The following is a 26,045-nucleotide window of genomic DNA, read 5'->3' on the forward strand; positions in this document are numbered from 1 at the left end:
GTGACGGGCCTGGTTGCCCCCAGCGCGGGCCCGTCACGCGCAGAAATGCACTTTTATGACGCCGGAGCGCACCAGTTGGAGGCACAACCAGCGGTGTCTGGCAGGGTTGAGCACCGTTTGCAGCCTTTGCGACGGGCATGGCGGCTGGTTGGCACAGAGCCTGCAAGCACACTGTACAACCCACCTCGGTCAACGACGATCGACAGGCCATACAGGTCATGGGCACCAGCGGTAGAACCGGCGAAGACGTCCGGATCGACCCCGCATCAGAACAGGCAAAGGCGCCTGGAACCGCAAGGTTTCAGGCGTTTTTTTTTGCTTTTTAAACCGTGATGAGCTTTGTCGGGTGCTTGATATGAATTCCACTCTCGCCAGTCTGAAACAGCTGAAAACCCTGATCGTCGTCGGCAATGGCATGGTCGGCCATCATTGTGTGGCGCAACTGATCGAGCGCGGCGCCCTGGAGCACTATCGCCTGCATGTGTTCAGCGAAGAGCCGATGCGTGCCTATGACCGCGTGCATTTGTCCGAATACTTCACTGGCCGTGATGCCGAGTCGCTGGCGTTGTCGCACGCTTCGCTGTACCAGACGCCGGGTGTGACCCTGCACCTGGGGGCGCCGGTACTGGAAATCGACCGCGCCCGCCGTGAGGTGATCACCGCTACAGGCAGCGTGGCGTATGACAAATTGGTCCTGGCGACCGGCTCTTATCCGTTTGTGCCGCCGATCGACGGCGCGCAAGGCGATTCGCGGCTGGTCTACCGCACCCTTGAAGACCTCGATGCCATCCGTGGCGCCGCCGCGAATGCGCGGCGTGGCGTGGTGGTCGGCGGTGGCCTGCTCGGCCTGGAAGCCGCCAACGCCCTGAAAAGCCTGGGCCTTGAAGCCCATGTGGTGGAGTTCGCGCCGCGCTTGATGCCGGTGCAACTGGATGACTTCGGCGGGCTGGCGCTCAAGGCGCAGATCGAGCGCCTGGGCGTGGGCGTGCATTTGTCCCGAGCCACTCAATCGATCAGCGCGGGCGAGCAGTACCGCTATCGCATGAACTTTGCCAATGACGAATTTCTGGAAACTGATCTTATCGTGTTCTCCGCCGGCATCCGCGCCCAGGACGCACTGGCCCGCCAGGCCGGCCTGGAGATCGGCCCGCGCGGCGGGGTGGTGATCAACGATGAATGCCTGAGCAGCGACCCGGACATCTACGCGATCGGCGAGTGTGCGTCGTGGAACGGCAGCCTGTTCGGCCTGGTCGCGCCGGGTTACCAGATGGCCCGAGGGGTGGCCGCCCTGTTGTGCGGGCAGACCGCCGAGCCCTTTGTCGGCGCGGACATGTCGACCAAACTCAAACTGCTGGGGGTGGACGTGGGGTCCATCGGCGACGCCCATGCACACACCCCCGGTGCGCGCAGCTACCAGTTCATCGACGAGGCCAGCGCCAGCTACCGGCGCCTGGTGGTGGACGCCAGCGGCAAGCAGGTGATCGGCGCGGTGCTGGTCGGCGACAACAGCTACTACGACACCTTGCTGCAGTACATGCAGAACGGCATTGCATTGCCATCCGAACCGGCCGGCCTGATCTTGCCGTCGTCCGCCGGCGCACCGAGCCTCGGCCCTGGCGCGTTGCCGGAGTCGGCCACCGTCTGTTCCTGCCATAACGTCACCAAAGGTTCGATTTGCGCGGCCATCGACAGCGGTTGCGCCGACCTCGGCCTGCTCAAGGCGCAGACCAAGGCCTGCACCGGTTGCGGCGGCTGCGCCGGTTTGCTCAAGCAGGTGTTCGAGCATGAACTGGTCGCCCGTGGCGTCAGCGTCGACAAGAGCTTGTGCGAACACTTCGCCTACACCCGCCAGGAGTTGTATGCCCTGGTACGCGTGGAAGGGGTGATCACCTTCGAAGAGTTGCTGGCCAAGCACGGCCGTGGCCACACCGGTTGCGATGTATGCAAACCGGCGGTGGGCTCGATCCTGGCGTCGTGCTGGAACCAACCGATCATGGACGCCTCGCTGGTGCCGTTGCAGGACACCAACGACACGTTCATGGCCAATATGCAGAAGAACGGCACCTATTCGGTGGTGCCGCGTATTCCGGGCGGCGAAATCACCGCAGAAAAACTCATCGCCATCGGTGTGGTCGCGCAGAAATACCAGCTCTACACCAAGATCACCGGCGGCCAGCGTATCGACCTGTTTGGCGCGCAACTGCATGAGTTGCCGGACATCTGGGCCGAGCTGATCGACGCCGGGTTTGAAACCGGGCACGCCTACGGCAAATCCACGCGCACGGTGAAGTCGTGCGTCGGCAGCACCTGGTGCCGCTACGGTGTGCAGGACAGCGTGAAAATGGCGCTGCTGATCGAGGACCGCTACAAGGGCCTGCGTTCGCCGCACAAGCTCAAGTTCGCGGTGTCCGGCTGCACCCGCGAATGCGCCGAAGCGCAAAGCAAAGACGTCGGTGTGATCGCCACCGAGAAGGGTTGGAACCTCTACATCGCCGGTAACGGCGGCATGCGCCCACGCCACGCCGAGCTGTTCGCGACCGACCTGGATGACGCCACGCTGATCCGCTACATCGACCGCTTCCTGATGTTCTACATCCGCACGGCCGACAAATTGCAACGCACCTCGGTGTGGCGTGAAAGCCTGGAAGGCGGCCTGGATTTCCTCAAGGACGTGATCCTCGACGACAGCCTGGGCCTGGGCGCCGAACTCGAAGCGCAAATGCAACTGGTGGTCGACCGGTACGAATGCGAATGGGCCAACGCCCTCAAAGACCCGGAAAAACTCAAACGCTTCCGCACCTTCGTCAACGACAAACGCCCGGATCCGGACATCCATTTTGTCCACGAACGCGGCCAGCGCCGGCCGATCATGGCCGCCGAACTCAACCTGATTCCCGTCATCGAGGAGCTTGCCTGATGAGCCAGTCCAACACTTTGCGTAACCTTGCCACCTGGAAAAGCGTGTGCAGCGAAAGCGACCTGGTGAACAATTCCGGCGTGGTGGTGTGGTACGACGGCGCACAAGTCGCGCTGTTCTACCTGCCGGACGCGCCGGACCAGACCCTCTACGCCATCGACAACCATGACCCGGAATCCGGCGCGAACGTGATCGGCCGCGGGCTGGTCGGCAGTATCAAGGGCGATCTGGTGGTGGCTGCGCCGATCTACAAACAGCATTACCGTCTGGCGGACGGCCAATGCCTGGAGGCACCGCAGCAGCGCTTGCGGGTATGGCCGGTGCGGTTGAATGCGGGGGTGGTGGAGTTGGGGGTGAGTTGAGGCGAGGTCGGCCGAAGGCGCCCATCCTCCAGCTGCCTGCGGCATGTGGAGAATGGGCGCGTGCCTATCCGCCGTCAGCGGTTGAAACGTTCAACCAGTGCGTATTGGGTGGACGCGGTGTGGGTCAGTTCCTTACTCAGGTCCGCGGATTGATGGGCCTGGACCGACGTCTGGTCGGCCAGTTCGGCGATGGTGGTGATGTTGCGGCTGATCTCTTCGGCCACCGCGCTTTGTTCTTCGGTGGCGGCGGCGATCTGGGTGGTCATCTCGGTGATGTGGGACACCGCTTCGCTGATGCCGACCAGCGCCTGGTCGGCCTCAAGTACCCGGGCCACTCCTTCCTGCGCCTGGCGCTGGCCGTGTTCCATGCTTTGTACAGCGTTGCTGGACGACGCCTGGAGCTTGGTGATCAAGTCATGGATCTGGGTGGTGGAGTGCGACGTGCGTTGCGCCAATTGGCGGACTTCGTCGGCGACTACGGCAAAGCCGCGTCCCATATCCCCGGCACGCGCCGCCTCGATCGCGGCGTTGAGGGCGAGCAGGTTGGTCTGGTCGGCGATGCCTTTGATCACGTCGACGACAGTGCCGATTTCGTCGCTGTCGCGGGCCAACTGCGCCACGGTGACACCGGTTTCGCCGACCACGGCGGAGAGGCGCTCGATGGCTTCGCGGGTATCGCGGGCCACCTCGCGGCCACGCCCGGTCAGCACGTTGGCTTGCTGGGTGGCGTCCGCGGTGCGCTGCACATGGCTGGCGACTTCCTGGGTGGTTGCGGCCATCTGGTTGACGGCGGCCGAGACCTGCTCGGTTTCGACGCGTTGACGGTCAAGGCCGGTCGAGCTGGCCGTGGCCAGTCGGTTGGATTGCCCGGCCAGCGCGTTGAGCTGCTCGGCACTGTCCTGCAGGCGGGTGAGGCAGGTCTTCAACCGGGCGTTCTGGCTGAGGAACGCGGTTTCCAGGCGGCCCTGGGGGCCGTGTTCATCGCTGTACATCTGCGCAATCAGCGCATCCGAGGTCGACGGTTCGACGCCCGAAAGCAAGCGTAACGTTGCACGCCGACGCACCTGCGCGCCGATCATGCTCACGGGTACCGCAACGGCTACCGCCACGGCCATGGCCAGCGGCGCACTGAGGAACAGCCCGCCCACGGCGCCGGCAAGCCCGGTGGCGACGTAGGGCACGCTGTCGAATAACGTCGACAGCCAACTGTCCCGGCGCGAAACCGCCGATTTGTCCTGGCTCAAACGTCGGTAAAGCGCCTGGGCACGTCGGATCTCATCGGCGCTCGGCTTGACCCGTACCGACTCGAAGCCCACCACGCGGCTGCCTTCGAAGATCGGTGTAACGTAAGCATTGACCCAATAATGGTCGCCGTTTTTCGAGCGATTCTTGACGATACCCATCCACGGCAGGCCTTGCTTGAGCGCGCACCACATATGGGAAAAAACGGCTGACGGGACGTCGGGATGGCGCACGATATTCTGCGGGGCGCCGATCAGCTCGGCGCGTTCAAAACCGCTGATATCGACAAAAGCATCGTTGCAGTAAGTGATCATCCCTTTAACATCGGTTGCGGAGATGAGCTTCTGCGAAGGCGCGAGCGAAATCTCGCGCTGTGTCACGGGTTGGTTATTGCGCATTCGACTACTCCCAGAATTGCCTTTAGGACATCGGCAAGTATTCAGATAAGTTGAAGACCGATTGTCTGACAATCTCAAACAGCAACATTGCAGCGGTCGAAATCAGGTATGCAGCCCTGTCAGTCGGCGGCCGAAACGCGAAAGCACAAGACTTCAAACGCAAATACCGGATAATGGCGGCCAATTTGAAGTTCGCTATTTTGGTAATCCCGTATGGAAATTAAGGTTAACTTTCTCGACAACCTTCGACTTGAAGCCAAGTTCGATGACTTCACGGTGATCGCCGATCAACCGATTCGCTATAAAGGCGACGGGTCGGCGCCGGGGCCATTCGATTACTTCCTGGCTTCGTCGGCATTGTGTGCGGCGTACTTCGTGAAGTTGTACTGCGAGACACGCAATATCCCCACGGACAATATCCGGTTGTCGCAGAACAACATTGTCGACCCGGAAAACCGCTACAACCAGATTTTCAAGATCCAGGTGGAGTTGCCGGCAGATATCTCCGACAAGGATCGCCAAGGCATCTTGCGCTCTATTGACCGTTGCACGGTGAAGAAAGTGGTACAGGCCGGCCCTGAGTTCGTGATCGAAGAGGTGGAAAACCTCGACGCCGACGCCCAGGCCCTGTTGATGCCCAATTCCACTTCCGAGGCGGGCACCTACATCGTGGGCAAGGACCTGCCGCTGGAGCAGACCATCGCCAACATGTCAGGCATCCTGGCCGGCCTGGGCATGAAGATCGAGATCGCCTCGTGGCGCAATATCGTGCCGAACGTGTGGTCGCTGCATATCCGCGATGCCCATTCGCCGATGTGCTTCACCAACGGCAAGGGCGCGACCAAGGAAAGCGCTTTGGCCTCGGCGTTGGGCGAGTTCATCGAGCGCCTCAACTGCAACTTCTTCTATAACGATCAGTTCTGGGGCGAAGAACTGGCCAATGCGCCGTTCGTGCATTACCCGGACGAGCGCTGGTTCCAGCCTGGGCGCAAGGATGAACTGCCAGCGGAAATCCTCGACGCCTACTGCCTGAACATCTACAACCGCGACGGCGAGTTGCGTGGCTCGCACCTGTTCGACACCAACTCGGGCAATGAAGACCGCGGGATTGTGGCACTGCCGTTTGTGCGCCAGTCGGACGGCGAGGTGGTGTATTTCCCGTCCAACCTGATCGAAAACCTGTACCTGAGCAACGGCATGAGCGCCGGCAACACCCTGGCCGAAGCCCAGGTGCAGTGCCTGTCGGAGATCTTCGAGCGGGCGGTCAAGCGTGAAATCATCGAAGGTGAATTCGCCCTGCCGGATGTGCCGGCTGACGTGCTGGCCAAGTACCCGAGCATTCTGGCCGGGATCCAGGGGCTGGAAGCCCAGGGCTTCCCGGTGCTGGTCAAGGATGCCTCGCTGGGCGGCGAGTTCCCGGTGATGTGCGTGACCTTGATGAACCCGCGTACCGGCGGTGTGTTTGCCTCGTTCGGCGCGCACCCGAGCCTGGAAGTGGCGCTGGAACGCAGCCTGACTGAATTGCTCCAAGGCCGCAGTTTCGAAGGCCTGAACGATCTGCCGCAGCCGACGTTCGAAGGTCACGCGGTGACCGAGCCGAACAACTTCGTCGAGCACTTTATCGACTCCAGCGGCGTGGTCTCGTGGCGCTTCTTCAGTGCCCGCTCGGATTACGAATTTGTCGAGTGGGACTTCTCCGGCCAGGGCGAAAACTCCAACGCCGAAGAAGCCGCGACGCTGTTCGGCATTCTCGAGAACATGGGCAAGGAATCGTACATGGCGGTGTATGAGCACCTCGGTGCCACCGCCTGCCGCATCCTGGTGCCGGACTACTCGGAAATCTATCCGGTGGACGACCTGATCTGGGACAACACCAACAAAGCGCTGTTTTTCCGCGCCGACATCCTCAACCTGCATCGCCTGGATGACGCGCAGCTCAAGGCCCTGGCCGAACGCCTGGTGGAAAGCGAACTGGACGACTACACCGATATCACCACCTTGATCGGCATCGAGTTCGACGACAACACCGCCTGGGGCCAACTGACCATCCTCGAATTGAAGCTGCTGATCTACCTCGCCCTGCAACAGTACGAGGAAGCGAAGGAAGCGGTGGAAATGTTCCTGCAGTACAACGACAACACCGTCGAGCGCGGCCTGTTCTACCAGGCGGTGAACGCGGTGCTGGAGATGGAACTGGATGAAGACCTGGAATTGGCGGACTACGAGGCCAACTTCCGGCGGATGTTCGGTAACGAGCGGATGGATGCGGTGATCGGCTCGGTCAACGGCAGTGTGCGCTTTTATGGATTGACGCCGACCAGCATGAAGCTGGAAGGGCTGGACCGGCATCTGCGCTTGATCGAGAGCTATAAAAAACTGCACAGCGCGCGGGCCAACGTCACCCTGGCCTGACGCGGTACCCAGTGTGGGAGGGGGCAAGCCCCCTCCCACATTAAGATGGAACTGGCAGACTACGAGGCGTCTGCAAAAACTGCACGGCACGCGGGCCAACATCACGTCAGCCTGACGCAGCATCCAGTGTGGGAGGGGGCTTGCCCCCGATAGCAATCTGTCAGTCACTGAATCAGGAGACTGGCCCACCGCTATCGGGGGCAAGTCGAATCGTCGCACCGCCCCTCCCACATTAGATATAGGCCAAGGCTTGCGCGAGGTCTGCGCGCAAGTCCTCCACATCTTCAACCCCCACCGACAACCGCACCAACCCATCGCCAATGCCCAATTGCGCCCGCGTCGCTGCCGGGATGCTGGCATGGGTCATGATCGCCGGGTGTTCGATCAGGCTTTCCACGCCGCCGAGGCTTTCGGCCAGGGCGAAGAGTTTGACGTGTTCCAGGAAACGCCTGGCGCCGGCCAGGTCGCTGTTCAATACCACCGAAATCATCCCGCCAAACCCGCGCATCTGCCGACGTGCCAGGGCGTGCTGGGGGTGCGAGACCAGGCCCGGGTAGTGAACCCGCGCCACCTGCGGTTGGTGTTCGAGCCAGCTCGCCAGGTCCAGTGCATTGCTGCAATGGCGCTCCATGCGCAGGGCCAGGGTTTTCACGCCGCGCAGGGTCAGGAAGGCGTCGAACGGCCCGGCGATGGCGCCGACCGAGTTCTGCAGGAAGCCCAGGCGCTCGGCCAGTTCGGGGTTATCGCCGACAATTGCGATGCCGCCGATCACGTCGGAGTGGCCATTGAGGTATTTGGTGGTGGAATGCACCACGATGTCGCAACCCAGCTCCAGCGGGCGCTGAATCCACGGGCTGGCGAAGGTGTTGTCGGCCACGCAGAGGATGCCCCGGGCGCGGCAGATGCACGCGATGGCGCTGAGGTCGGTCAGGCTCAGCAGCGGGTTGCTGGGCGTCTCGACCCAGACCATGCGCGTGTCGTCCTGCAACGCGCCTTCAAACGCTTGCACATCGCTCAAGTCGACATAACTGAAACGATGCCCGGCGCTGCGTTGGCGCACCTTGTCGAACAGGCGGAAGGTGCCGCCATACAGGTCGTTGCCGGAGACGACATGGCTGCCGGCATCCAGCAACTCCAGCACGGTGGAAATCGCCGCCAGCCCCGAGGCAAAGGCAAACGCCTGGCGGCCGCCTTCCAGGTCGGCCACGCAGCGCTCCAGGGCGAACCGCGTGGGGTTGTGGGAGCGGCCATAGTCGAAGCCCTTGTGTACGCCGGGGCTGTCTTGCCGGTAGGTGGAATTGGCGTAGATCGGCGGCATCAGCGCGCCGGTGGTTGGGTCGGGGGATTGCCCGGCGTGGATCACACGGGTGGCAAACGCGCTTTTATCGGGCTGACTCATGCAAGGGATCTCCGCAGGTGATTGAGCAGGTCGACACGGGTGATCAGGCCATGGAAGCCCGACGCGTCGGCGATGATGGCGACCAGGCCGCGATCCAGCTCCGCCTGCAACTCGGCGAGGCTGGCGCTGGGGTCGAGGGTGTGCAAGGTTTCGGTCATGGCGCTGGCGACGATCATGGAAAAGTCCGCGGCGTCGTGGTGCAGGCCCAGCAGGATGTCGGATTCGTCGATCACACCCACCAGTGCCTGGCCATTCACCAGCACCGGCAATTGCGAGACATCGGCCAGGCGCATGCGCTGGAAGGCCGTGAGCAGGGTGTCGTCGGGGCTGACGCTGATCACGCGGCCGTCTTCAAAGCGCCGGGCGATCAGGTCGCGCAGGTCGCCGTAGTGCTTGTAGTGCAGCAAGCCCGCGTCGCTCATCCATTGGTCGTTGTAGACCTTCGACAGGTAGCGCGTGCCGGTGTCGCAGACGAAGCTGACCACGCGCTTGGGCGCGGTCTGTGCGCGGCAGTAGCGCAAGGCTGCGGCGAGCAGGGTGCCGGTGGACGAGCCGCCGAGAATGCCTTCGGCCTTGAGCAACTGGCGGGCGTGGTCGAAGCTCTCTTCATCGCTGATGGAATAGGCGTGGCGCACGCTGGACAGGTCGGCAATCGAGGGGACGAAGTCTTCGCCGATGCCTTCCACCGCCCAGGAACCCGGGGTGACCAGGGTGCCGCTGCGGCTGTACTCGGCCATCACCGAACCGACGGGGTCGGCCAGCACCATCTCCAGCGCCGGCTGCACCCGCTTGAAGAAGCGCGTCAGCCCGGTGAGCGTGCCGGCCGAACCGACGCCGACCACAATCGCGTCGAGGTCATGCTCGGTCTGCGCCCAGAGCTCCGGCGCGGTGCTGGTTTCGTGGGCGAGCGGGTTGGCCGGGTTATTGAACTGGTCGGCGAAGAACGAGCCCGGGATGTCCTTGGCCAGGCGCGCGGCCACGTCCTGATAGTACTCGGGGTGGCCCTTGCCGACATCGGAGCGGGTGATATGCACTTCGGCGCCCATGGCCTTGAGGTGCAGCACCTTTTCGGTGGACATCTTGTCGGGCACCACCAGCACCACCCGGTAGCCTTTCGCCCGGCCCACCAGCGCCAGGCCCAGCCCGGTGTTGCCGGCGGTGGCTTCGACAATCGTACCGCCGATGCGCAGACGGCCGTCGCGCTCGGCGGCGTCGATCATGGCCAGGCCGATGCGATCCTTGATCGAGCCGCCGGGGTTTTGCGATTCGAGTTTGAGAAACAGCGTGCAGGGGCCGGTGTCGAAGCGGCTGATCCGCACCAGCGGAGTGTTGCCGATCAGTTCAAGCACGGCGGGGCGGGCAAGCGTGGGCATGTCGTCACCTGGGTGTAGGGTGGGGGGACAGCAAACGGCAAAGCGTGGCTTGGAACATAGGCCGCTATTGCACGGGTCGCAACTGCGCGGTCGGCCGGCTGTCTTTTTTTGGCGCATGAGCGAAGGCTCGGTGCGCCATCGGTGGGCAGTCTTGCCGCGCCGCCTGGGCGCGAACCCGCGCAATCGTTGGGTGCGCGCAGCTGGCCTGGGGTTTGCTAGAAACAAATCCAAACTTGGATACAAGATGGAGACCCTTATGCAGAGCGTTATCGGCTGGACCCTCGGCGAATGGCGTGAGGCCTATCGCAACGGGACGATCACCCCGGACATCGTGCTGACCCTGGCCGCGCAATACGCCGCCGCCGACAACGCCTGGATCGCCCGCGCGCGGCCTGAACAACTGACGGCGCAGTTGGCGCAATTGAGCGAGCGGCTGGCGGCGGTCGGTGGCGATATGACCCAGTTGCCGTTGTATGGCGTGCCGTTTGCGATCAAGGACAACATCGACGCGGCCGGTTGGGAGACCACGGCGGCGTGTCCGGAATTTGCCTACGCCCCGGCGTCGGATGCGAGCGTCGTCGCCAAGCTGCGTGCGGCCGGTGCGATCCTGATGGGCAAGACCAACCTCGATCAGTTCGCCACCGGCCTGGTGGGCACCCGCTCGCCGTATGGCGCGGTGGTCAACAGCTTCAATCCGGCGTATGTCAGCGGCGGTTCCAGCTCCGGTTCCGCCTCGGTGGTCGCCCGGGGTTTGGTGGCGTTCTCCCTGGGTACCGACACTGCCGGCTCCGGTCGGGTGCCGGCGGGGTTCAACAACATCGTCGGGTTAAAACCCAGCAAAGGCCGCCTGTCTAATACCGGCCTGGTGCCTGCGTGCCGCACGGTGGATTGCATCTCGGTGTTTGCCCTGACCGTGGAAGACGCCGAATCCGTGGCGCAAGTGGCCGAAGGCTACGACGCGAGTGACGCCTATTCCCGCGCCAACCCCCATACCGCGCCGGTGGCGGTGGGGCGTGCGATCAAACTCGCCATTCCGGCGACCCTGGAGTTCTTCGGCGATACCCAGAACCAGGCCGTATTCGAGCAGGCCGTCGAGCGCTTCAAGGCGTTGGGTGCGCAGATCACCCCAGTGGATTTCAGCCCGTTCAAGGCGCTGGCGGACCAGTTGTATTTCGGCCCATGGGTCGCCGAGCGCACGGTCGCCCTGCACAGCATGCTTGAACAGCAGCCGGACGCGATCAACCCGGTGGTGCGCGGCATCGTCGAAAACGGGCTTGAGTACAGCGCCTGCGACGCCTACAAAGCCGAATACCTGCGCGCCGACCTGAGTCGGCGCATCAACGACACGCTGGCGGGCTTCGACGCATTGCTGGTGCCGACCTCGCCGACGATTCGCACCCAGGCCGAGATGGCGCTGGAGCCGGTGCGCTACAACTCGCAATTCGGCTATTACACCAACTTCACCAACCTGGCGGACCTGTGCGCGCTGGCGCTGCCCGCCGGCCTGCGCGCAGATGGCTTGCCCTGCGGCATCACCTTGTTGGCGCCGGCCTGGCACGACACGGCCCTGGCCCACTTGGGCAAGCGCTGGCAAGCCGGCCTCGGCCTGCCGCTGGGCGCCACCGCGCGCGAGTTGCCCGCACCGGCCGCACCAACCCCCGCGCCCGGCAGCGTGCGCCTGGCGGTGGTCGGCGCGCACCTGAGCGGCATGCCGCTGAATTTCCAACTGACCACGCGCAATGCGGTGCTGGTGGAGCAAACGCTGACCGCCGACAGCTATCGACTCTACGCGCTACCGGGCACCGTGCCGCCCAAGCCGGGGCTGGCCAGGGCGGACAGCGGCCGCTCGATCATCGTCGAGCTGTGGGACATGCCCATCGCCCGCTTTGGCGAGTTCGTCGCCGAAGTCCCCGCACCGCTGGGCATTGGCAACCTGAGCCTGACCGACGGGCGCAGCGTCAAAGGCTTTATCTGCGAACCCTGGGCCCTGGCCGATGCGCTCGATATCACCGAATTCGGCGGCTGGCGCGCCTTTATCGCGAGCCGGGGCTAAGCATGCCGGGCTCAACCCTGAAAAATCCCAAGGCGCGCCCCGACAGCCTGGCCGAACGCATCTACGCGCAGCTCAAGGCGGATATCTTCGACTTTCGCCTGCTGCCGGGCGACCGCTTCAGCGAAGGCGAAGTGGCCGAGCGCATGAACGTCAGCCGCACCCCGGTGCGTCAGGCGCTCTATCGTCTGGAGAAGGAAGGTTACCTGGAGGTGTACTTCCGCAGTGGCTGGCAGGTGAAACCGTTCGACTTCACCTACTTCGAAGAGCTGTATGACCTGCGGATCATTCTGGAACTGGCGGCGGTCAACCGTTTATGCCTGATGGATGAACCGCGCCCTGCGCTGTTGCAAGGGTTACAGGCGATCTGGCGGGTGGAGGAGGGCGAGCGCCTGCAGGACACCCAGGTGGTGTCCGCGCTGGACGAGCGCTTTCACTGCGCCCTGGTAGAAGCCACCGGCAACCGCGAAATGGCGCGCATGCACTACGCCATTACGGAAAAAATCCGCATCATCCGCCGGCTCGACTTTACCCAGGCATCGCGGATCGCGGCGACCTACGAAGAACACGCGCAGATACTCGACGCTATCCTGCAACGGCGCGGTGAAGAGGCGCAGCAGCTGCTCAAGCGGCATATCGAACTGAGCAAGCAGCAGGTGCGCAACATCACGTTGCACCGGTTGCAGGTGGCGCGGGACACTCAATCAACCGGCTTCACAGCAACGCTTGCAGACGGCTGACGGTGGCATCGCCGGCCCGCTGCATCGGTGCGCGCAATTCACTGCCGATCAGCCCCTGCACGGCCAGCGCCGCCTTGACCGGTGCCGGGTTGGGCTCCATAAACAACGTATCGATCAACGGCAGCAACTGGAAAAACGTCTGCCGCGCCTCGCTCAACTGGTTATCCCGCACCTGCTGCCACAGCGCCACGAACTGCTCGGTGTGTACATGTGCCGACGCTGCGATCGCCCCACTGGCGCCAAGGCACAACGCGTTAAAGATCTGGATGTCCTCGCCACACAGCACATCCACCGCCCCACTGGCCAGCAGCGCCAGGGTATTGCCCAGGTTGCCGCCACAGTCCTTGACCGCGACGATGCGCGGATGGGCGACGATGTTCAGCAGCGTGGCCTGTTCGAAGGTCGCGCCGGTGCGATAGGGAATGTCATAGAGAATGATCGGCACACCGGAGGCGTCGGCCACCGTGCGGAAGAACGCTTCAAGGCCGCTCTGGGACGGACGGATATAGCTGGGCGCCGGCACCAACAGCCCGGCCACCGGGCGTTTGAGGATTTCGCCCTGGAACTGCAACAGCTCAATCTGGTTATATCCCGCCAGGCCCATCACCACGCGGTGCGCCGGCACCCACTGCAACACCGCATCCAGCACCGCCAGTTGTTCCTGGCGGCTCAACGCCGCGGCTTCGCCCGTGGTGGTGCAGACCATGATCCCGGCCACGTGCTTTTCCAGCAGATGCTCAACCAGCCGGCGCAAGCCGATAAAGTCGATGGCTCCGTCCTGAAACGGCGTGACCACGGGAACCCAGATACCTTGAAACGCTGACATGCACTCTCTCCTGATGATTGACCGATTAAGTCACCGTCAGAAGGGCAGAAGGAATTGTGCAAGGGCAGGGTGTCCGTCGCGCTCAATGTCCTGTCAGCTCATCTGACGGGACAGCGCGCCCCGGTCACATGAGCGACTGTTTCTTCGATTTGAGGGCGCGCGCAACGCAACCTTGCGCCTTGGCGATCAAGCCAATGACGGAAAGGTTAACGAAAGACGTTGCAAGCATGAGCTGACACACCCTGAATAAGGGCTCCATCTTCAGGGGGTGTGAGTAAATGTGTCAAGCCCTGCGTAGTTACCGGCAGGTTGCACGGCCCAGGCACTTGAACAGTGCCTGGGCGGTGAAACGATCGTTGTCGGTCAGGGATTAGCCACTGCGGCCTCAATCGCGGCAATGTCGATCTTGGTCATGGTCATCATCGCCTCGAAGGCTCGCTTGGCCGTCGCCGGGTCGGCATGGGTCACGGCGGCCGACAACACACGCGGCGTGATCTGCCACGACAGGCCCCACTTGTCCTTGCACCAACCGCAGGCACTGGCCTGGCCACCGTTGTCGATGATGGCGTTCCACAGCCGATCAGTCTCGGCCTGGTCATCGGTAGCCACCTGAAAGGAAAACGCCTCGGTGTGCGGGAATGCCGGACCACCATTCAGGCCGAGACACGGGATGCCCAGCACGGTGAACTCGACGGTCAGAATGTCGCCCTGTTTACCTGCGGGATAATCCCCCGGCGCGCGGTGTAACGCCTTCACCGCACTGTCCGGGAAGGTCTTGGCATAAAACGTCGCAGCGTCCAGGGCGGTGCCGTTGTACCAGAGGCACAGGGTGTTTTTGTTGTTCATGTTCGGTCTCCACGGTGAATGGGTGTGTGGAGTTTAGATCAGGGAGATGGCGCCGCCTCGTGCAGCACTACGTGGATATCCGCTTGTCCTGTGGTGAGGGAAATCTGCAGCAGAACACCGCGCAGATGATTACGAGTTATTCCAATTTCGTATTTAAAACTGTCATTTATCACAGGTTATCTGCCGGGTGTTTAACCCTACTCTGGATTACGAAGTTTCTGAGAAAATGGGCGGTTTATTAGTGAATTGACCTCCATGAATATCGTTGGGTATTTGCTATTAATCAAAGGTGATAACTCTTATGGTCAAGTCAAACGGTAAAACTGTGCTCCTCTGTGGTGTGATCTTGATTGGTGTTACCACCTCTGCTTTTGCGCTTGAAAAAATGGTTTACAAAACGGCTGGCACCTACGAATACACCGCTCCTGCTTTTGGAACGATTCACAGCATACAGGTCACGATGGTTGGCGGTGGAGGTGGTGGTTCTGGTGGTGACCCTGGTTTTGGCACTGGCACCGATTCCGGGAGCATGTACGCCAATATGCTCGAACCAAATTTGTCCTCCGGTGGCGGCGGTGGGAGTGGTGCAGTCAAAACGTGCAACTTCTATCCGCCGTCAATGGATAACCAAGTCCTGGCCATCAAGATTAATGTTGGTGCGGGAGGTAAGGGAGGCATGGGAGGTGCTACCGGTAATCCCGGTGGAAAAAAAGGCGAAAATGGAGGTGATACCAGTATTACCACCACTGATACAGCCACCGCATCGCGTAATCCAATATATGGCAGTCAGAGCGGTATGATGGCCGCTGGAGGTTCAGGGGGTACAGGGACTTCTTTTGAGTTTTCAAAACGCTCTGAAATAAGAACGGGGGGCGCGGGAGGGGGGCTCAGTGTGGCATGTCGATTTCCTGACGCTAATCCAATCTCAGAGGCGCCTGGACTTTCCGGTGATACTGGAACGTGGAGAACACCTGGCGCCGGCGCAGCGGGTAGTCTCTTGGAGGCGTGTACAGGGGCGGGCGCAGGAGGTAAAGGAGGTTTAATGGGGCTCATGTCCAATCCGCATGATATCATCAAAGGTTTGCCGGCGGATCCTGGACTCCCTGGGGAGAGCGGGACGGATGGATGCGTTATCCTAGAACTCGTACCTTGGTAGGGCAGAATGTTGGTTCATCATCGCGAATACGCAGACTAGTACATAGCCGATGGAAAAGACTTTTACGATGCTATCCAATGGAACATATAGCACGCCCAAGCCGATCATTACCGGTCAGATGAAGGCGGCGGACACCAACTTGTAGAAAGCGTTTGCGCCTTTTCCAGTTTTTTGGGCAGAACGCGGACGTATTTAAAGGGTACAGCAGCCAGAATCAGCATGATGGGGCCAGGAATGCCTACGACTTTCTCAAGCAGACCTCCAAGGACGAAGAATACGCAGATGACCAAAACGTCTGCCCCAACGCCACAGTCACGAATCACGTCGCTCATCAACAGGCGCATGCTGCGCCATCAGCTGCGCGACCCAATCGATGAACACGCGCACCTTGATGCTGATATGCCGGTTCGGCGGAAATGCCACGTAGATCGGCATCGGATCGAGACGCCAGTCCTTGAACAGGGGCACCAATTCGCCGCGTGCTTCGTAGGTCGTGGACATGTACTTGGGCAGCCAAAGCACACCCAGCCCGGCCAGGCCGGCCGCGAGGTAGGCGTTGCCATCGTCGACTGCCAGCGCATAGCGGCCTTTGACCTGGAGGCTCTCAGCGTGGTTGCGCATGGAGTAGGGCAGGGCTTTACCGGTGCGCGCCCACAAGAAGCCGACGATACGGTGTTGCGAATCTTCCAGCTCCCGCGGATGCGCGGGGATACCGACGCGGGCCAGGTAGCTCGGTGCGGCGAAAACGCCAAGCTGGAGGTCGCCAACCTTCCGGGCCATCAGCGACTGATCCTTTATCTCGCCGCCGCGCACCACGCAATCGATGTTCTCACCGATCATATCCACGATCCGGTCGCTGACGCCCATGTCGATCTGGATGTCCGGGTAGCGCAGGTAAAACTCGGGCAATGCGGGGACTAGAATCATGCTGGCCAGCGGGCTTGGCACATCCACTCGCAATCGCCCCCTGGGCAGTGTCGAGGCGCCGGACAGGCTGGTCTCGGCGTCGTCCATGTCGGCCAGCAGCCGTAACACTCGCTCGTAATAGACTGCACCGTCGGCCGTGACGTTGACTTTGCGCGTGGTGCGGTTAAGCAATTTAACCCGCAACCGTGCCTCCAACTGCTGTACCAGTTGTGTCACGGTGGTCTTGCTCATGTGCAGTGTTTCGGCCGCTTTGGTGAAGCTGCCAGTTTCCACCACGCGAGCAAACGCCTGCATCGCATCAAAACGGTCCATTGCTAACCCCCGCTCTCGATTGGATTGTTTGGATTTTACAAACAGTGCTGGCTAAGGTTGCGTGTTTATCGCCCAGGTACAAGTCCATACAGTCTCTGCATCGTTAGTTCCGGGTCGGCTTTGACCCATTGATGGAGGCACCTATGACGCAGCGTGATGTTGTTTTTCCACCTGGACGCCAGGCGCTTTACGAGCGCAATCGCTATTCGCCGGCGATCAAGTCCAATGGTTTTTTATTCGTGTCGGGGCAAGTCGGCAGTCGCGAAGATGGCTCGCCCGAACCCGATCTGGAGGCCCAGGTCCGACGCGCGTTCACCAACCTGAATGCAATCCTGGTCGCTGCCGGTTGCACCTTCGACGATGTGATTGACGTCACCGTCTTCATCGTCGATCCCGAGTCGACGTTCGAGACGATCTGGAAGGTTGTGCCGGAGTTCTGGGGCCGGGCGCCACACCCGACGCTGACCGGCGTGGGTGTCACGTGGCTGTATGGTTACCAGTTCGAGATCAAGGTGATTGCCAAGCTGCCGGAAGGCACCGGGGGATGATCTGGCCAGTGATTACGCAAGGGCGCGGTACCGAAAGCGGTTCATCCTGAACCGTTGGGCTGTGACAGCGCGCACGTCACACCACCGCAGTTGCGAGCGTTCTGGAACGCCAGGCAAAAGCCAACACCATCAGCAGCCCCAGCCCCGCCATTGCTGCTCCGGCCAGGGAAATCGCCGGATAACCCAGCCCGGCATTGATCACCGCTCCGCCCAGCGCCGCACCAATCGCGTTGCCTAAGTTGAAGGCACCGATGTTCACCGCCGAGGCCAGATTGGGCGCGTCCTTGGCCGCTTCCATGACGCGCATCTGCAGCGGCGGCACCAGGGCGAAGCTGGCGATACCCCATATCAGGATGGCAACGGCGGCCGGCAGCGGCCAACGCATCAGTACGGTGAACGCGAGCAAGACGAGAATGAGCACGCTCAGCGAAACGATCAGGGTGCGATCTATCGAGCGGTCGGCGGCCTTGCCGCCCCACACGTTGCCCAGCGTCAACCCCACACCGAACAGCACCAGCATGGCGGTGATGTAGGCGGTGGACGCGTGGGTCTCGCTGCTGAGGATCGGCGCGATGTAGGTGAAGACGGTAAACATTGCCCCCGAGCCGACGACAGTGAGGGCCAACGCCCCCAGCACCGGGCCACGGCCCAATACCCGAATTTCGGCCAGTACACCGCCGCTTTGCGGCGCCGGCAGGTTGGGCAGGGCGAACCATAACGCAGCCATGGCCACCACACCGAGGCCGGTAATCCCCCAGAATGCGGTGCGCCAGCCGAACAGTTCGCCGAACCAGGCGGCCAGCGGCACACCGCCGATGGTCGCCAGGGTCAGGCCCATGAACATGGCCGCAACCGCTCCGGCACGTTTCTGCGGGGCAACCACGCTGGCGGCGACGATGGCGCCGACGCCAAAGAACGCGCCGTGGTTCAGTGAGGTCACCACCCTGGCGACCATGAGGCTGTAGTAATCGGTCGCCAGGGCTGACATCAGATTTCCCAGGGTGAAAATCGCCATGAGTCCGATCAGCAGATAGCGCCGTGGAATCCTGCCGGTGGTCAGGGTCATCAGCGGCGCGCCGAGCAGTACGCCCAGGGCGTAAGCGCTGACCAACAGACCTGCGGCGGGAATGGAAACACCGAGATCCGCCGCGATGCCCGGCAACATGCCCATGGGGGCGAACTCGGTAACGCCGATGCCAAAGGCACCCATGGCGAGTGCGACAAGTGGTGGATTGATACGCATGGAAGGCTCCTTATCTATGCCGCCAATGCTACGATTCAGTCTTTTCAGGCGGTAGATAGCATTTTTGGCAATCACCTTTGCGTAAGGGGCACAAATGGACTTCAACGGCAGATCGGGTGAAATGGGCGTGTTCGTCAGCGTGGCGCAGGAAGGCAGCCTGTCGGCCGCCGCGCGGACATTGGGGCTGACACCCTCGGCGGTCAGTCGGATCATCGCCCGTACTGAACAGCGTCTTGGCACTCGGCTGCTGTTGCGCACCACCCGATCGCTCACCTTCACCGCCGAGGGTGAGGCGTTCCTGCGCGGTGCCCGGCGCATCCTGGCCGACATGGCCGAGGTCGAAGAAGCCATCGCCGACCAGGGCGTCCCAAGGGGGCGATTGCGCGTCAGCGCCGCGCTTGGTCATGGGCGGCTGGCCATCGTGCCCTTGGTGGCGGCATTCAGCGCGCGCTACCCGAACATCGTCGTCGACCTCACCCTCGGCGACGAAGTGGTCGACATTCTCGGCGGCCAGGCCGACGTGGCGGTACGTTTTGGTTATCTGCCCGACAGCCCGCTGACCGCACGCAGGATCGGCGCCACCGGCCAGGTAGTGGTGGCATCGCCCGCGTATCTGCAGCGCCACGGCATCCCCCTGGAACCGGAGGATCTACTGCGGCACAACTGCCTACGCTTCAACTTCCGACGTGCCGAACCCAACTGGCCATTCATCCGCGACGGAAAAGCGTTTTCCCTGAAGGTCAGCGGCAACATCGAATGCAGCAGTGGCGAAGCGCTGGCCCAACTCGCGCGAGTAGGTGCCGGCATTGCGCGTATCGGTGAGTTCAGCGTGAGCGAGGACCTGCAGCGTGGCGATCTGATACCGCTGCTGGAAGCCTGGAACCCCGGCGACGAGGAACCGATTCACGCGGTGTTCGTGGGTGGCTCGGCAATGCCGGCGCGGGTGCGGTTGTTCGTGGACTTCCTGCTGGAACAGCATCGGATGTAGGTGCTGGCGTTAGCTGATCCTTGCGGGTACTCGCGCGATGCTGTTTGCATTAAGCAAATAGTGAGCAACACCCGAATCCAAACTCATTCGAGTGCTAATAGAATGTTGCGCAGCAGCTGACGAAGTACCGAACATGAATTGTATTCGACCGCCGAGCAATAAATTTATTGGCTCGGAATTGGTCGTTCTGGGTGAGATGCCGGGGCTAACCGCGAAGCACTGTTTTAGCTGCGCTTAAGCGTGACTTTGTTGTCCGACTTACTCACTATCTTATAGTTGCCTCTTAACTTTTTTAACACACTAAGGCTTCTCACCGAAACGGCCATGGATATAGCCGCCGAAGTTGCTGCGGCCCCTAGAACGCTGAGGGCTCCGCCTGACCCGGCAACCGCTGCGAAGCCAGCAACCGGTGTGGCAACACCACCCGTACCGACGGTGGCTATGACGCCATAAAAGACTATGCATATAGAACCAATGGCCACAGCCCATGCAACCGTGCCGGTAGCCTTTATCCGAATGGTTTTTTTTGCAAGATCGCCTTCAATCACGATGGTGTCTTCATTGCGGTTTACCGCGTCGGCTAGTTCTTTCTCTGTCGTTACGCTCATTGCTTGTCCTTCGTTTTTTTATTGCCGGCAATAATGAACCCGATGATCAAAAAAAGAATAATGATCGGTGGAAAAGCTACGCACAAAGCGATTGCGCCAAGTAGCAGCAGCCCGCCGATTATCACGCCTACCATTTCCCCTAAAAGTGGAAGCAATAGCTTGAACATAACGACGGCTAAAATAATTCCGGCTATTACGACAATAATCATGTGCGGCCTTATGTGGGTTGTGTTGGTTTTTAGAATATGTTTGTCGGGTCTGCACTAAAGGCCGTACCCCGGAATGATCCGGAAATCGTCGATTGAGCATCCATGTCCGTCGCGTGAATTTCTGATCTTCCAGTTTGAAATCCCATCGCGATCCTGCGTACTTTGCTTGTCTGATACTTGGTTGGACTTCCAAAATCCCCCTTCGCACGCTCAGGTTGTCGGCTGTCGCCCACCATTCTTTAGTTTTAAGGCATCCCTGCCAGTCACTCCCAATCCCCTCAATGATTAATGATCTGCACTTCGCGGTACTCAAGTAACAGTTTGAGGTGTCGAGTGCGAGGCACAGCCATTGAGCACGCTAGGGTTAGAGCAGCCCTTCGTTATTCAGCTTCAAGCGCGCATAGAAGAGAATCGCAACCGCGGGAATCAAGGCCGAGTAGCCGGGCTTGACTGCACTTTTCAGGTTCGTAACCGCCGCCTTGATGCGCTCGGTCGAAACCAGATGAGTGAGGGAGGGCAGTCGCGTTGCAGATGCCAGCGTTAACTCCTTGTTCTTACTGGTCAGCGTTGAGTGCGCCTTGCGATACACAGGGGCCGGTGCGCTAGGGGTCGAGAAGTAAGACGTAACGGTCAGGCTTGCCGCCAACGCATCGACCTGCTCAAAGTAAGCTTTCTCGGACATGACCTCCAAATGCTGGGCAATGTCGTGTTTTGACGCGAGTACATGACCCTCACCGAAAGAAGAGTGGAAGCATTTGCTGATGAGCAACCCCTCCATCTCAATCACCCGAGCACAATCGTGCAACTCGTCTACCAGGTCGTAGTGTTCTGTCAGCATGAGCAGGATCTGTAGATACTTGAGACCGCGTCTACGCGCCAGGTTGGCCAAGCAGTGGCCGCCCAGTAGTTGGAATTCCTTGGTCAGCAGATACAGTGAATGGTCGGTCTCAAGGGTCGTCCAACTGCTGCTACGCAGGTGCTTGGCGACTTGATTGCGGATTCGATCGCTGGTCAGTTCGAGCAGGTCATAAATGAAATGGTCGGTCACGACCGGATCGGGATTCTTGATGATCAGTTGGGGCTGATTCGACGCCGGCAGGCCACTTTTGTAGCCATGGAAGCCTGATGCCCTGAGTACTTGCTCCAGACGCGGCCAATAGTCTGTATGACCGAAGGACTCCATCCGAACGTTTTTGCAGTTACCGATTGGCTGGCGACCCGCGCTGCTTTCGCCCATATTCAACCGCAGAACGTCGTCATCTTTTGAGTAAGCATTGTACAGCCTGCAGTTTGTGCGCTTGCGGATGGCTCGAGCCTCGTCTCCCGACAATTCGGCCGCCGCCGCCATCAACAACACATCGCCAATTTCAAGATCGTGATCAGTTGGCCTGTCGAGTAGATCGAGTAGCGCACTCACGACGACCCGCCCGCCGAGCGAGTGCCCGACCAGATTGACCTTCGACACGTAGGGGTGATGTTTGAGCAGGTAGCCCTCAAGTTGCGAGAGCAGTGTCTTGCCCATGGCGGTGGCGCGCTTGCGGCTGGTGTTGAAGTGGACGGCGCGATCGGCCACTGCTGCCGCGGTACCCGCGAAGATGTTCAACCGAGCCATTGCCGCCACGCTACTGCTGGATAACTTATCGAACTGGCTCCAATGACCGGAAGGCCAGAACGCAAAGATGTTGATGCACTCGTGGAGGGATGACGGGATACATTTGCTCAGCGCGCACCGGTCTTCTATATCGTGGCCGGCTGAGTAGCCGTGGATAAAGATGTTGGCGACCTCGCCGGAGCGGTGGGGCAGGGTCAAGAACTTGAAGTTGTGGCTCACGCGACGTCCTTGTAGCAAATCGTAGATGAGCGAATGGTGGCATTTGGCTATTGCTGTTGTAAACGGATGTTTAGGCACAAAGGCGCGGGGCTAGACCTCGACTCAGTAGGGCCTGAACGTGGCTTGCTGCTTATTCGTCCCGAAAACGCGGTGTTGGTGTTTGAAGAGCAACCCATGAGGCCGACAGGCAACACCGCGCGCATCCCGCCGCTTTGAGAACGCCATTCAAGCCCGCCGCGCCATCAGCAACACCGTCGCCGCCGCAGACAACAGCCCCGCGCAGCAGCGATTGAACAACCGCTTGCCCCGTGGCTCGGCGAACCAGCGGCGCATGTGCAGGCCCATATAGGCGTAGAGGCTGATGGCGATCCATTCCAGCACCAGGAACAGTGCGCCGAGCAGGGCGAACTGTGGGGTGATGGGCTGGCCGGGCACCACGAATTGCGGGAGAAAGGCGGTGAAGATCAGGATGGCTTTCGGGTTGCCCGCGGCTACCAGAAACTCCTGACGCGCCAACGCCCATGTTCCTACCTTGGCCGTAACCGATTCGCTCTGCGCCTGCGGATCGGCCCGCCACAGTTGCAACGCCAGATAGAACAGATACGCCGCACCGACGATCTTGATCGCGTAGAACAACAACTCCGACGTTTGCAGCACCACCGCCAACCCGGCGGAGGCGAGGGCGATCATGCCGGCGAAGGCGAGCAGGCGGCCGATGCCGGCGAGGCAGGCAGTGCGGTAGCCGTAGCGCGTGGCGTTGCTGACGGACAGCAGGTTGTTGGGACCGGGTGCCATGTTCAGGGCGAAGCAGGCGGGTAGGAAGAGGACGAGGGTGGTGAGGTCCATGGCGGTTCCGGGTTCTGGCGGGGAGGGTCGAGGATAAAGGGGCTTGAGGGGGGAAGACAATCCATGTCCTAAAGTTTGCCCCCTTGACGTCGATAACCGCTGTGAACCACTCAATCATGGACCGATGAAATGGTACTTACCCTCAGTTCTACCTATATCCCGCCCGCCAATACCACCTTACGCCTGCCGACCAGATACTCGTGGCCTAGCCTCTGACGGACCTCGCGAAGGACGCCGTGGCCAGCGCCGGCCCGGCGGCTGTCTACCATCCCAGCGCAGACGCTGAACCAATGCAGTCGCTGGAGGCTATCGATACGTGGGTCGGCCGCTCGGCATCACGAGCGCTTCCTCGGATCATCGAGATCGCCAAAGGCGCGCAAAGCGTGCTGAACGCCACGTTCAAGACATTCCAGTCAACGCTGGCGGCGACTTATCCGGATTTGGCCGGCACGAAATACGGCTTTACGGTGGAGGCCGATGGCGCGTTGAAGGTGCTCAATGAAGCCGGTCAGCTCAGCAGTTCGCAGAGCACGGATGAAACCCGCGTTCGTGCGTCTTTTGCGCCTGCCTGAAGATCGAGAACGGCTACCCGAGCGGCCTCATCAGCGTCAGAAACTGTACTTCGCCGTTACCCCAAAGCTGCGCGGGTTGCCGTAGGTGTCGGTGGAGCCCCAGATCGTGCTGTTGCCGATCGCCGAGTAGTAGGTGCGGTCGAAGATGTTGTTGGCGTTCACTTGCAGGTCCAGGTGCTGGTTCACTTGGTAACCGGCCATCACGTCCGCCACCGCGTAGCTGCCTTGCTCCAGGCGATAGCTGCCGTTGGTGAGGGCGATGTCGTTGTACATGCGGCTCTGCCAGTAGACGTTGCCACCGATGCGCAGTTTTTCCAGCGGGCCCTGGAAGCGGTAGGACGTGGTGAGTTTGAACAGGCGCTCCGGTGTATCGGAGCTGAAGCGCTGGTTGTCATTGGCCGGGTCGCTGTCCTTGATGAAATGCGCGCGGGTGTAGGTGAAGCCGCCGCCGACTTGCCAGTTTTCGGTGAGGGCGCCTTGCAGTTCCAGGTCGATGCCCTGGCTGCGCACCAGGCCGGCGGCTGCGTAGCAGGTGAGCACCGGGCAACCAGCCTGGGTGGCGGCGGTGGTGGCGCGGTTTTTCTGGTCGATCTGGAACACCGCCAGGCTGGCGTTGAGCGCACCGTTGAAATATTCGCCCTTGATGCCGACTTCGTAGTTTTCGCCCACGATCGGTTCCAGCACCTTGCCCGAGAGGTCCTTGCTGCTTTGCGGGTTGAAGATGTCGGTGTAGCTGGCGTAGACCGAGTGGTGCTCGTCGAGGTCGTAGATCACCCCAGCGTAGCGCGTCAGGTTGCGGGTGACTTTGTAGTCGCCGTCCTGGCTTTGGCGATCGTCATAGTCGTACCAGTCCAAGCGTGCGCCGAGGATCACCTTGAGCGGGTCGGCCAGGTTGAGGCGCGTGGTCAGGTAGACGCCGTCCTGGGTGGTGAGGGTGTGGGTTTTGCCGTTGCGCTGGAAGTCGGGTTTGGCGCCGTTGAGCGGGTAATTGGTGTCGTAAGGGCTGTATTCCTTGGAGGTGGCGTCGTAGATGCGTTTGCTGGTGCCGACCACCACTTCGTGGGTGCGGCCGAAGGCGTCGACCGGGCCGCTGGCGAAGGTGTCGAAGGCGTACTGTTTGTCGTCCTGATGCGACTGGTAGGCGGTGCGCGCCAGCTCGGTCTGGTAGCGCGATTGGTAACTGCCGGTGAACACGCCGTCCAGCTGCGACGCGGAGCCGGCGACGTTGAGTTTCCAGCCATTGTCGAAGCGGTGCTGGACGTCGCCGAATACAGTGTTGATCGTCAGCTCCTTGTTTTCCCAGTCGCTGCCGGGGTTGGTGGAGCGGGGCAGGTTCAGGTGATGGCCATCGGTGCCGATGGGCAGGCCGCCCCAGAAGAAGTTGGTCTGGTCTTCCTGCCGGGAGAAACCGAGGGTGGCAGTGGTGTCTTCGCTGAGGTCGGCTTCGCTGATCGCGTAGAACAGGCCGTGGTCGCTGGTTTCGTTGTCGCGGAAGCTGTTGGCGTCGCGGTACGAGCCGACGACGCGGCCGCGCAGGGTGCCGCTGTCGTTCAAGGCGCTGGAAGCATCGAGCTCCATGCGATAGTCATCCCAACTGCCGGCCGCGCCGGTGATCGACACCTGCGGCGTAACGGTGGGGCGCTTGCGCACGAAGTTGATCGCCGCCGAAGGGTTGCCGGCGCCGGTGACCAGGCCGGTCGCGCCGCGGATCACTTCGACCCGGTCGAACATCGCCAGGTTGGGCTGCACGCTGTTGGCGTAGCCCGAGTAGGCGCTGGGTAGACCATCGAACATCATGTTGTCGATGTCGAAGCCGCGCGAGCTGTAGGTCTGCCGGCCGGGGCCGCTGGACTGGCTGAGGAACAGGCCGGGGGTGTTCTTGACCACATCGTTGACGCTGGTCATGGCCTGGTCGTCCATGCGCTGGCGGGTGATCACGGTCACGGCCTGCGGGGTTTCGCGCATGGTCAGCGGCAACTTGGTGGCTGTGGCCATAGCACCGGTGGTGTAAGACTGGGTGCCTTCGGTGGTCTCGCCGAGTGCCTGGCCGCTGATCTCGGTGGCGCCCAGTTCAAGCGGTGCCGCGGCCTTTTCGGTATCGGCCGCCAGCGTTGTCTGGGTGCCGCTGAGGCAGATGGCCAATGCCAATAGGCTGGGTGAAAAACGCGTACCGACAGGTTGTTGAACGGACATGAATCTGAGCCTCCCCCGAGCGCCATCCATGGCGAATAATAAACGTA

At 61.3% G+C, this 26,045-nt stretch carries 22 protein-coding genes; 9 read left to right on the forward strand and 13 right to left on the reverse strand.

Features of this window, described 5'->3' with window-relative positions:
* Window positions 1-355 precede the first annotated feature (355 nt).
* Window positions 356-2,917: a nitrite reductase large subunit NirB gene (gene nirB / locus NR164_RS00840; RefSeq protein ID WP_017846423.1), complete on the forward strand. Its 2,562-nt coding sequence runs from the start codon at window positions 356-358 to the stop codon at window positions 2,915-2,917.
* Complete coding sequence (nirD, locus tag NR164_RS00845; RefSeq protein WP_017846422.1) at window positions 2,917-3,279, forward strand: nitrite reductase small subunit NirD; 363 nt, start codon at window positions 2,917-2,919, stop codon at window positions 3,277-3,279. Before nirB ends, nirD begins: the two co-directional genes overlap by 1 nt.
* A 74-nt stretch (window positions 3,280-3,353) precedes the next feature.
* Here nirD and NR164_RS00850 read toward each other — a convergent pair whose 3' ends face one another.
* Complete coding sequence (locus NR164_RS00850) at window positions 3,354-4,835, reverse strand: PAS domain-containing methyl-accepting chemotaxis protein (protein WP_371928128.1); 1,482 nt, start codon at window positions 4,833-4,835, stop codon at window positions 3,354-3,356.
* A gap of 297 nt (window positions 4,836-5,132) precedes the next feature.
* Between NR164_RS00850 and NR164_RS00855 the strand changes: the two genes are divergently transcribed.
* Window positions 5,133-7,331, forward strand: coding sequence for an OsmC domain/YcaO domain-containing protein (locus NR164_RS00855; protein WP_126588531.1), 2,199 nt, complete (start codon window positions 5,133-5,135; stop codon window positions 7,329-7,331).
* A gap of 232 nt (window positions 7,332-7,563) precedes the next feature.
* Here the strand turns inward: NR164_RS00855 and NR164_RS00860 are convergent, their stop codons facing one another.
* Window positions 7,564-8,730, reverse strand: a complete 1,167-nt coding sequence (locus NR164_RS00860; RefSeq protein WP_256822094.1) for a cystathionine gamma-synthase — start codon at window positions 8,728-8,730, stop codon at window positions 7,564-7,566.
* Entirely contained in the window at window positions 8,727-10,103 is a 1,377-nt protein-coding gene (locus tag NR164_RS00865; protein WP_256822095.1) for a cystathionine beta-synthase, read from the reverse strand. Before NR164_RS00865 ends, NR164_RS00860 begins: the two co-directional genes overlap by 4 nt.
* A gap of 256 nt (window positions 10,104-10,359) precedes the next feature.
* On the opposite strand from NR164_RS00865, the gene atzF reads away from it, so the two are divergent.
* A complete protein-coding gene (gene atzF / locus NR164_RS00870; RefSeq protein ID WP_256822096.1) occupies window positions 10,360-12,156 on the forward strand; it encodes an allophanate hydrolase in 1,797 nt (598 codons plus the stop codon).
* 2 nt (window positions 12,157-12,158) lie between these two features.
* Complete coding sequence (locus NR164_RS00875; protein ID WP_256822097.1) at window positions 12,159-12,893, forward strand: GntR family transcriptional regulator; 735 nt, start codon at window positions 12,159-12,161, stop codon at window positions 12,891-12,893.
* On the opposite strand, the gene dapA is transcribed toward NR164_RS00875, so the two are convergent.
* Together dapA and NR164_RS00885 are read right to left on the reverse strand one after the other, a co-directional pair.
* Window positions 12,868-13,719 (reverse strand): 4-hydroxy-tetrahydrodipicolinate synthase, encoded by an 852-nt coding sequence (dapA, locus tag NR164_RS00880; protein ID WP_256822098.1) that lies wholly within the window; start codon window positions 13,717-13,719, stop codon window positions 12,868-12,870. The two genes, NR164_RS00875 and dapA, sit on opposite strands and share 26 nt — an antisense overlap.
* A 363-nt stretch (window positions 13,720-14,082) precedes the next feature.
* Window positions 14,083-14,565, reverse strand: a complete 483-nt coding sequence (locus NR164_RS00885) for a VOC family protein (RefSeq protein WP_017846413.1) — start codon at window positions 14,563-14,565, stop codon at window positions 14,083-14,085.
* A 301-nt stretch (window positions 14,566-14,866) separates the two neighbouring features.
* Here NR164_RS00885 and NR164_RS00890 point away from each other — a divergent pair, with 301 nt between their 5' ends.
* Window positions 14,867-15,721, forward strand: a complete 855-nt coding sequence (locus NR164_RS00890; protein WP_128191365.1) for a hypothetical protein — start codon at window positions 14,867-14,869, stop codon at window positions 15,719-15,721.
* 107 nt (window positions 15,722-15,828) lie between these two features.
* Here the strand turns inward: NR164_RS00890 and NR164_RS00895 are convergent, their stop codons facing one another.
* Both NR164_RS00895 and NR164_RS00900 read right to left on the reverse strand, forming a co-directional pair.
* Entirely contained in the window at window positions 15,829-16,053 is a 225-nt protein-coding gene (locus NR164_RS00895) for a 2-hydroxycarboxylate transporter family protein (RefSeq protein ID WP_227778665.1), read from the reverse strand.
* Window positions 16,034-16,960 (reverse strand): LysR family transcriptional regulator, encoded by a 927-nt coding sequence (locus tag NR164_RS00900; protein ID WP_079443980.1) that lies wholly within the window; start codon window positions 16,958-16,960, stop codon window positions 16,034-16,036. The genes NR164_RS00895 and NR164_RS00900 overlap by 20 nt, the downstream gene beginning before the upstream one ends.
* A gap of 143 nt (window positions 16,961-17,103) precedes the next feature.
* Between NR164_RS00900 and NR164_RS00905 the strand changes: the two genes are divergently transcribed.
* Entirely contained in the window at window positions 17,104-17,508 is a 405-nt protein-coding gene (locus NR164_RS00905) for a RidA family protein (RefSeq protein WP_079443979.1), read from the forward strand.
* A gap of 76 nt (window positions 17,509-17,584) precedes the next feature.
* On the opposite strand, the gene NR164_RS00910 is transcribed toward NR164_RS00905, so the two are convergent.
* Complete coding sequence (locus NR164_RS00910) at window positions 17,585-18,751, reverse strand: MFS transporter (RefSeq protein ID WP_256822099.1); 1,167 nt, start codon at window positions 18,749-18,751, stop codon at window positions 17,585-17,587.
* 94 nt (window positions 18,752-18,845) lie between these two features.
* On the opposite strand from NR164_RS00910, the gene NR164_RS00915 reads away from it, so the two are divergent.
* On the forward strand, window positions 18,846-19,739 hold the full coding sequence (locus NR164_RS00915; protein ID WP_017846409.1) for a LysR family transcriptional regulator: 894 nt from the start codon (window positions 18,846-18,848) through the stop codon (window positions 19,737-19,739).
* 224 nt (window positions 19,740-19,963) lie between these two features.
* Here the strand turns inward: NR164_RS00915 and NR164_RS00920 are convergent, their stop codons facing one another.
* The 4 genes from NR164_RS00920 to NR164_RS00935 form a co-directional block, all read right to left on the reverse strand.
* Window positions 19,964-20,347, reverse strand: a complete 384-nt coding sequence (locus NR164_RS00920) for a hypothetical protein (protein ID WP_017846408.1) — start codon at window positions 20,345-20,347, stop codon at window positions 19,964-19,966.
* The gene (locus NR164_RS00925) at window positions 20,344-20,556 is read right to left on the reverse strand and encodes a hypothetical protein (RefSeq protein ID WP_046486048.1); all 213 of its coding nucleotides are present in this window, start codon (window positions 20,554-20,556) and stop codon (window positions 20,344-20,346) included. Before NR164_RS00925 ends, NR164_RS00920 begins: the two co-directional genes overlap by 4 nt.
* A gap of 364 nt (window positions 20,557-20,920) precedes the next feature.
* A complete protein-coding gene (locus NR164_RS00930; protein WP_057004607.1) occupies window positions 20,921-22,387 on the reverse strand; it encodes a DUF726 domain-containing protein in 1,467 nt (488 codons plus the stop codon).
* 225 nt (window positions 22,388-22,612) lie between these two features.
* Complete coding sequence (locus tag NR164_RS00935) at window positions 22,613-23,233, reverse strand: LysE family translocator (protein WP_057004606.1); 621 nt, start codon at window positions 23,231-23,233, stop codon at window positions 22,613-22,615.
* A 290-nt stretch (window positions 23,234-23,523) separates the two neighbouring features.
* Between NR164_RS00935 and NR164_RS00940 the strand changes: the two genes are divergently transcribed.
* A complete protein-coding gene (locus tag NR164_RS00940; protein ID WP_152032022.1) occupies window positions 23,524-23,805 on the forward strand; it encodes a hypothetical protein in 282 nt (93 codons plus the stop codon).
* Window positions 23,806-23,841: 36 nt separating this feature from the next.
* On the opposite strand, the gene NR164_RS00945 is transcribed toward NR164_RS00940, so the two are convergent.
* Window positions 23,842-25,998 carry a TonB-dependent siderophore receptor gene (locus NR164_RS00945; protein ID WP_177030396.1) on the reverse strand — a complete coding sequence of 719 codons (2,157 nt, stop codon included), beginning with the start codon at window positions 25,996-25,998 and terminating at the stop codon, window positions 23,842-23,844.
* Window positions 25,999-26,045: the final 47 nt, after the last annotated feature.

It is taken from the genome of Pseudomonas sp. Pse79, from assembly GCF_024519615.1.
Classification (GTDB): Bacteria; Pseudomonadota; Gammaproteobacteria; order Pseudomonadales; family Pseudomonadaceae; genus Aquipseudomonas; species Aquipseudomonas veronii.

Bases quoted from the DNA above. Each gene is read 5' to 3' on its own strand.
- NR164_RS00945 (WP_177030396.1), bottom strand. From the start codon at position 25,998: ATGTCCGTTCAACAACCTGTCGGTACGCGTTTTTCACCCAGCCTATTG.
- NR164_RS00900 (WP_079443980.1), bottom strand. From the start codon at position 16,960: ATGGACCGTTTTGATGCGATGCAGGCGTTTGCTCGCGTGGTGGAAACT.
- nirD (WP_017846422.1), top strand. From the start codon at position 2,917: ATGAGCCAGTCCAACACTTTGCGTAACCTTGCCACCTGGAAAAGCGTG.
- NR164_RS00860 (WP_256822094.1), bottom strand. From the start codon at position 8,730: ATGAGTCAGCCCGATAAAAGCGCGTTTGCCACCCGTGTGATCCACGCC.
- NR164_RS00890 (WP_128191365.1), top strand. From the start codon at position 14,867: ATGGTCAAGTCAAACGGTAAAACTGTGCTCCTCTGTGGTGTGATCTTG.
- NR164_RS00910 (WP_256822099.1), bottom strand. From the start codon at position 18,751: ATGCGTATCAATCCACCACTTGTCGCACTCGCCATGGGTGCCTTTGGC.
- NR164_RS00915 (WP_017846409.1), top strand. From the start codon at position 18,846: ATGGACTTCAACGGCAGATCGGGTGAAATGGGCGTGTTCGTCAGCGTG.
- NR164_RS00925 (WP_046486048.1), bottom strand. From the start codon at position 20,556: ATGATTATTGTCGTAATAGCCGGAATTATTTTAGCCGTCGTTATGTTC.
- atzF (WP_256822096.1), top strand. From the start codon at position 10,360: ATGCAGAGCGTTATCGGCTGGACCCTCGGCGAATGGCGTGAGGCCTAT.
- NR164_RS00855 (WP_126588531.1), top strand. From the start codon at position 5,133: ATGGAAATTAAGGTTAACTTTCTCGACAACCTTCGACTTGAAGCCAAG.
- NR164_RS00905 (WP_079443979.1), top strand. From the start codon at position 17,104: ATGACGCAGCGTGATGTTGTTTTTCCACCTGGACGCCAGGCGCTTTAC.
- NR164_RS00875 (WP_256822097.1), top strand. From the start codon at position 12,159: ATGCCGGGCTCAACCCTGAAAAATCCCAAGGCGCGCCCCGACAGCCTG.
- NR164_RS00935 (WP_057004606.1), bottom strand. From the start codon at position 23,233: ATGGACCTCACCACCCTCGTCCTCTTCCTACCCGCCTGCTTCGCCCTG.
- NR164_RS00940 (WP_152032022.1), top strand. From the start codon at position 23,524: ATGCAGTCGCTGGAGGCTATCGATACGTGGGTCGGCCGCTCGGCATCA.
- NR164_RS00865 (WP_256822095.1), bottom strand. From the start codon at position 10,103: ATGCCCACGCTTGCCCGCCCCGCCGTGCTTGAACTGATCGGCAACACT.
- nirB (WP_017846423.1), top strand. From the start codon at position 356: ATGAATTCCACTCTCGCCAGTCTGAAACAGCTGAAAACCCTGATCGTC.
- NR164_RS00920 (WP_017846408.1), bottom strand. From the start codon at position 20,347: ATGAGCGTAACGACAGAGAAAGAACTAGCCGACGCGGTAAACCGCAAT.
- NR164_RS00850 (WP_371928128.1), bottom strand. From the start codon at position 4,835: ATGATCACTTACTGCAACGATGCTTTTGTCGATATCAGCGGTTTTGAA.
- dapA (WP_256822098.1), bottom strand. From the start codon at position 13,719: ATGTCAGCGTTTCAAGGTATCTGGGTTCCCGTGGTCACGCCGTTTCAG.
- NR164_RS00885 (WP_017846413.1), bottom strand. From the start codon at position 14,565: ATGAACAACAAAAACACCCTGTGCCTCTGGTACAACGGCACCGCCCTG.
- NR164_RS00895 (WP_227778665.1), bottom strand. From the start codon at position 16,053: ATGAGCGACGTGATTCGTGACTGTGGCGTTGGGGCAGACGTTTTGGTC.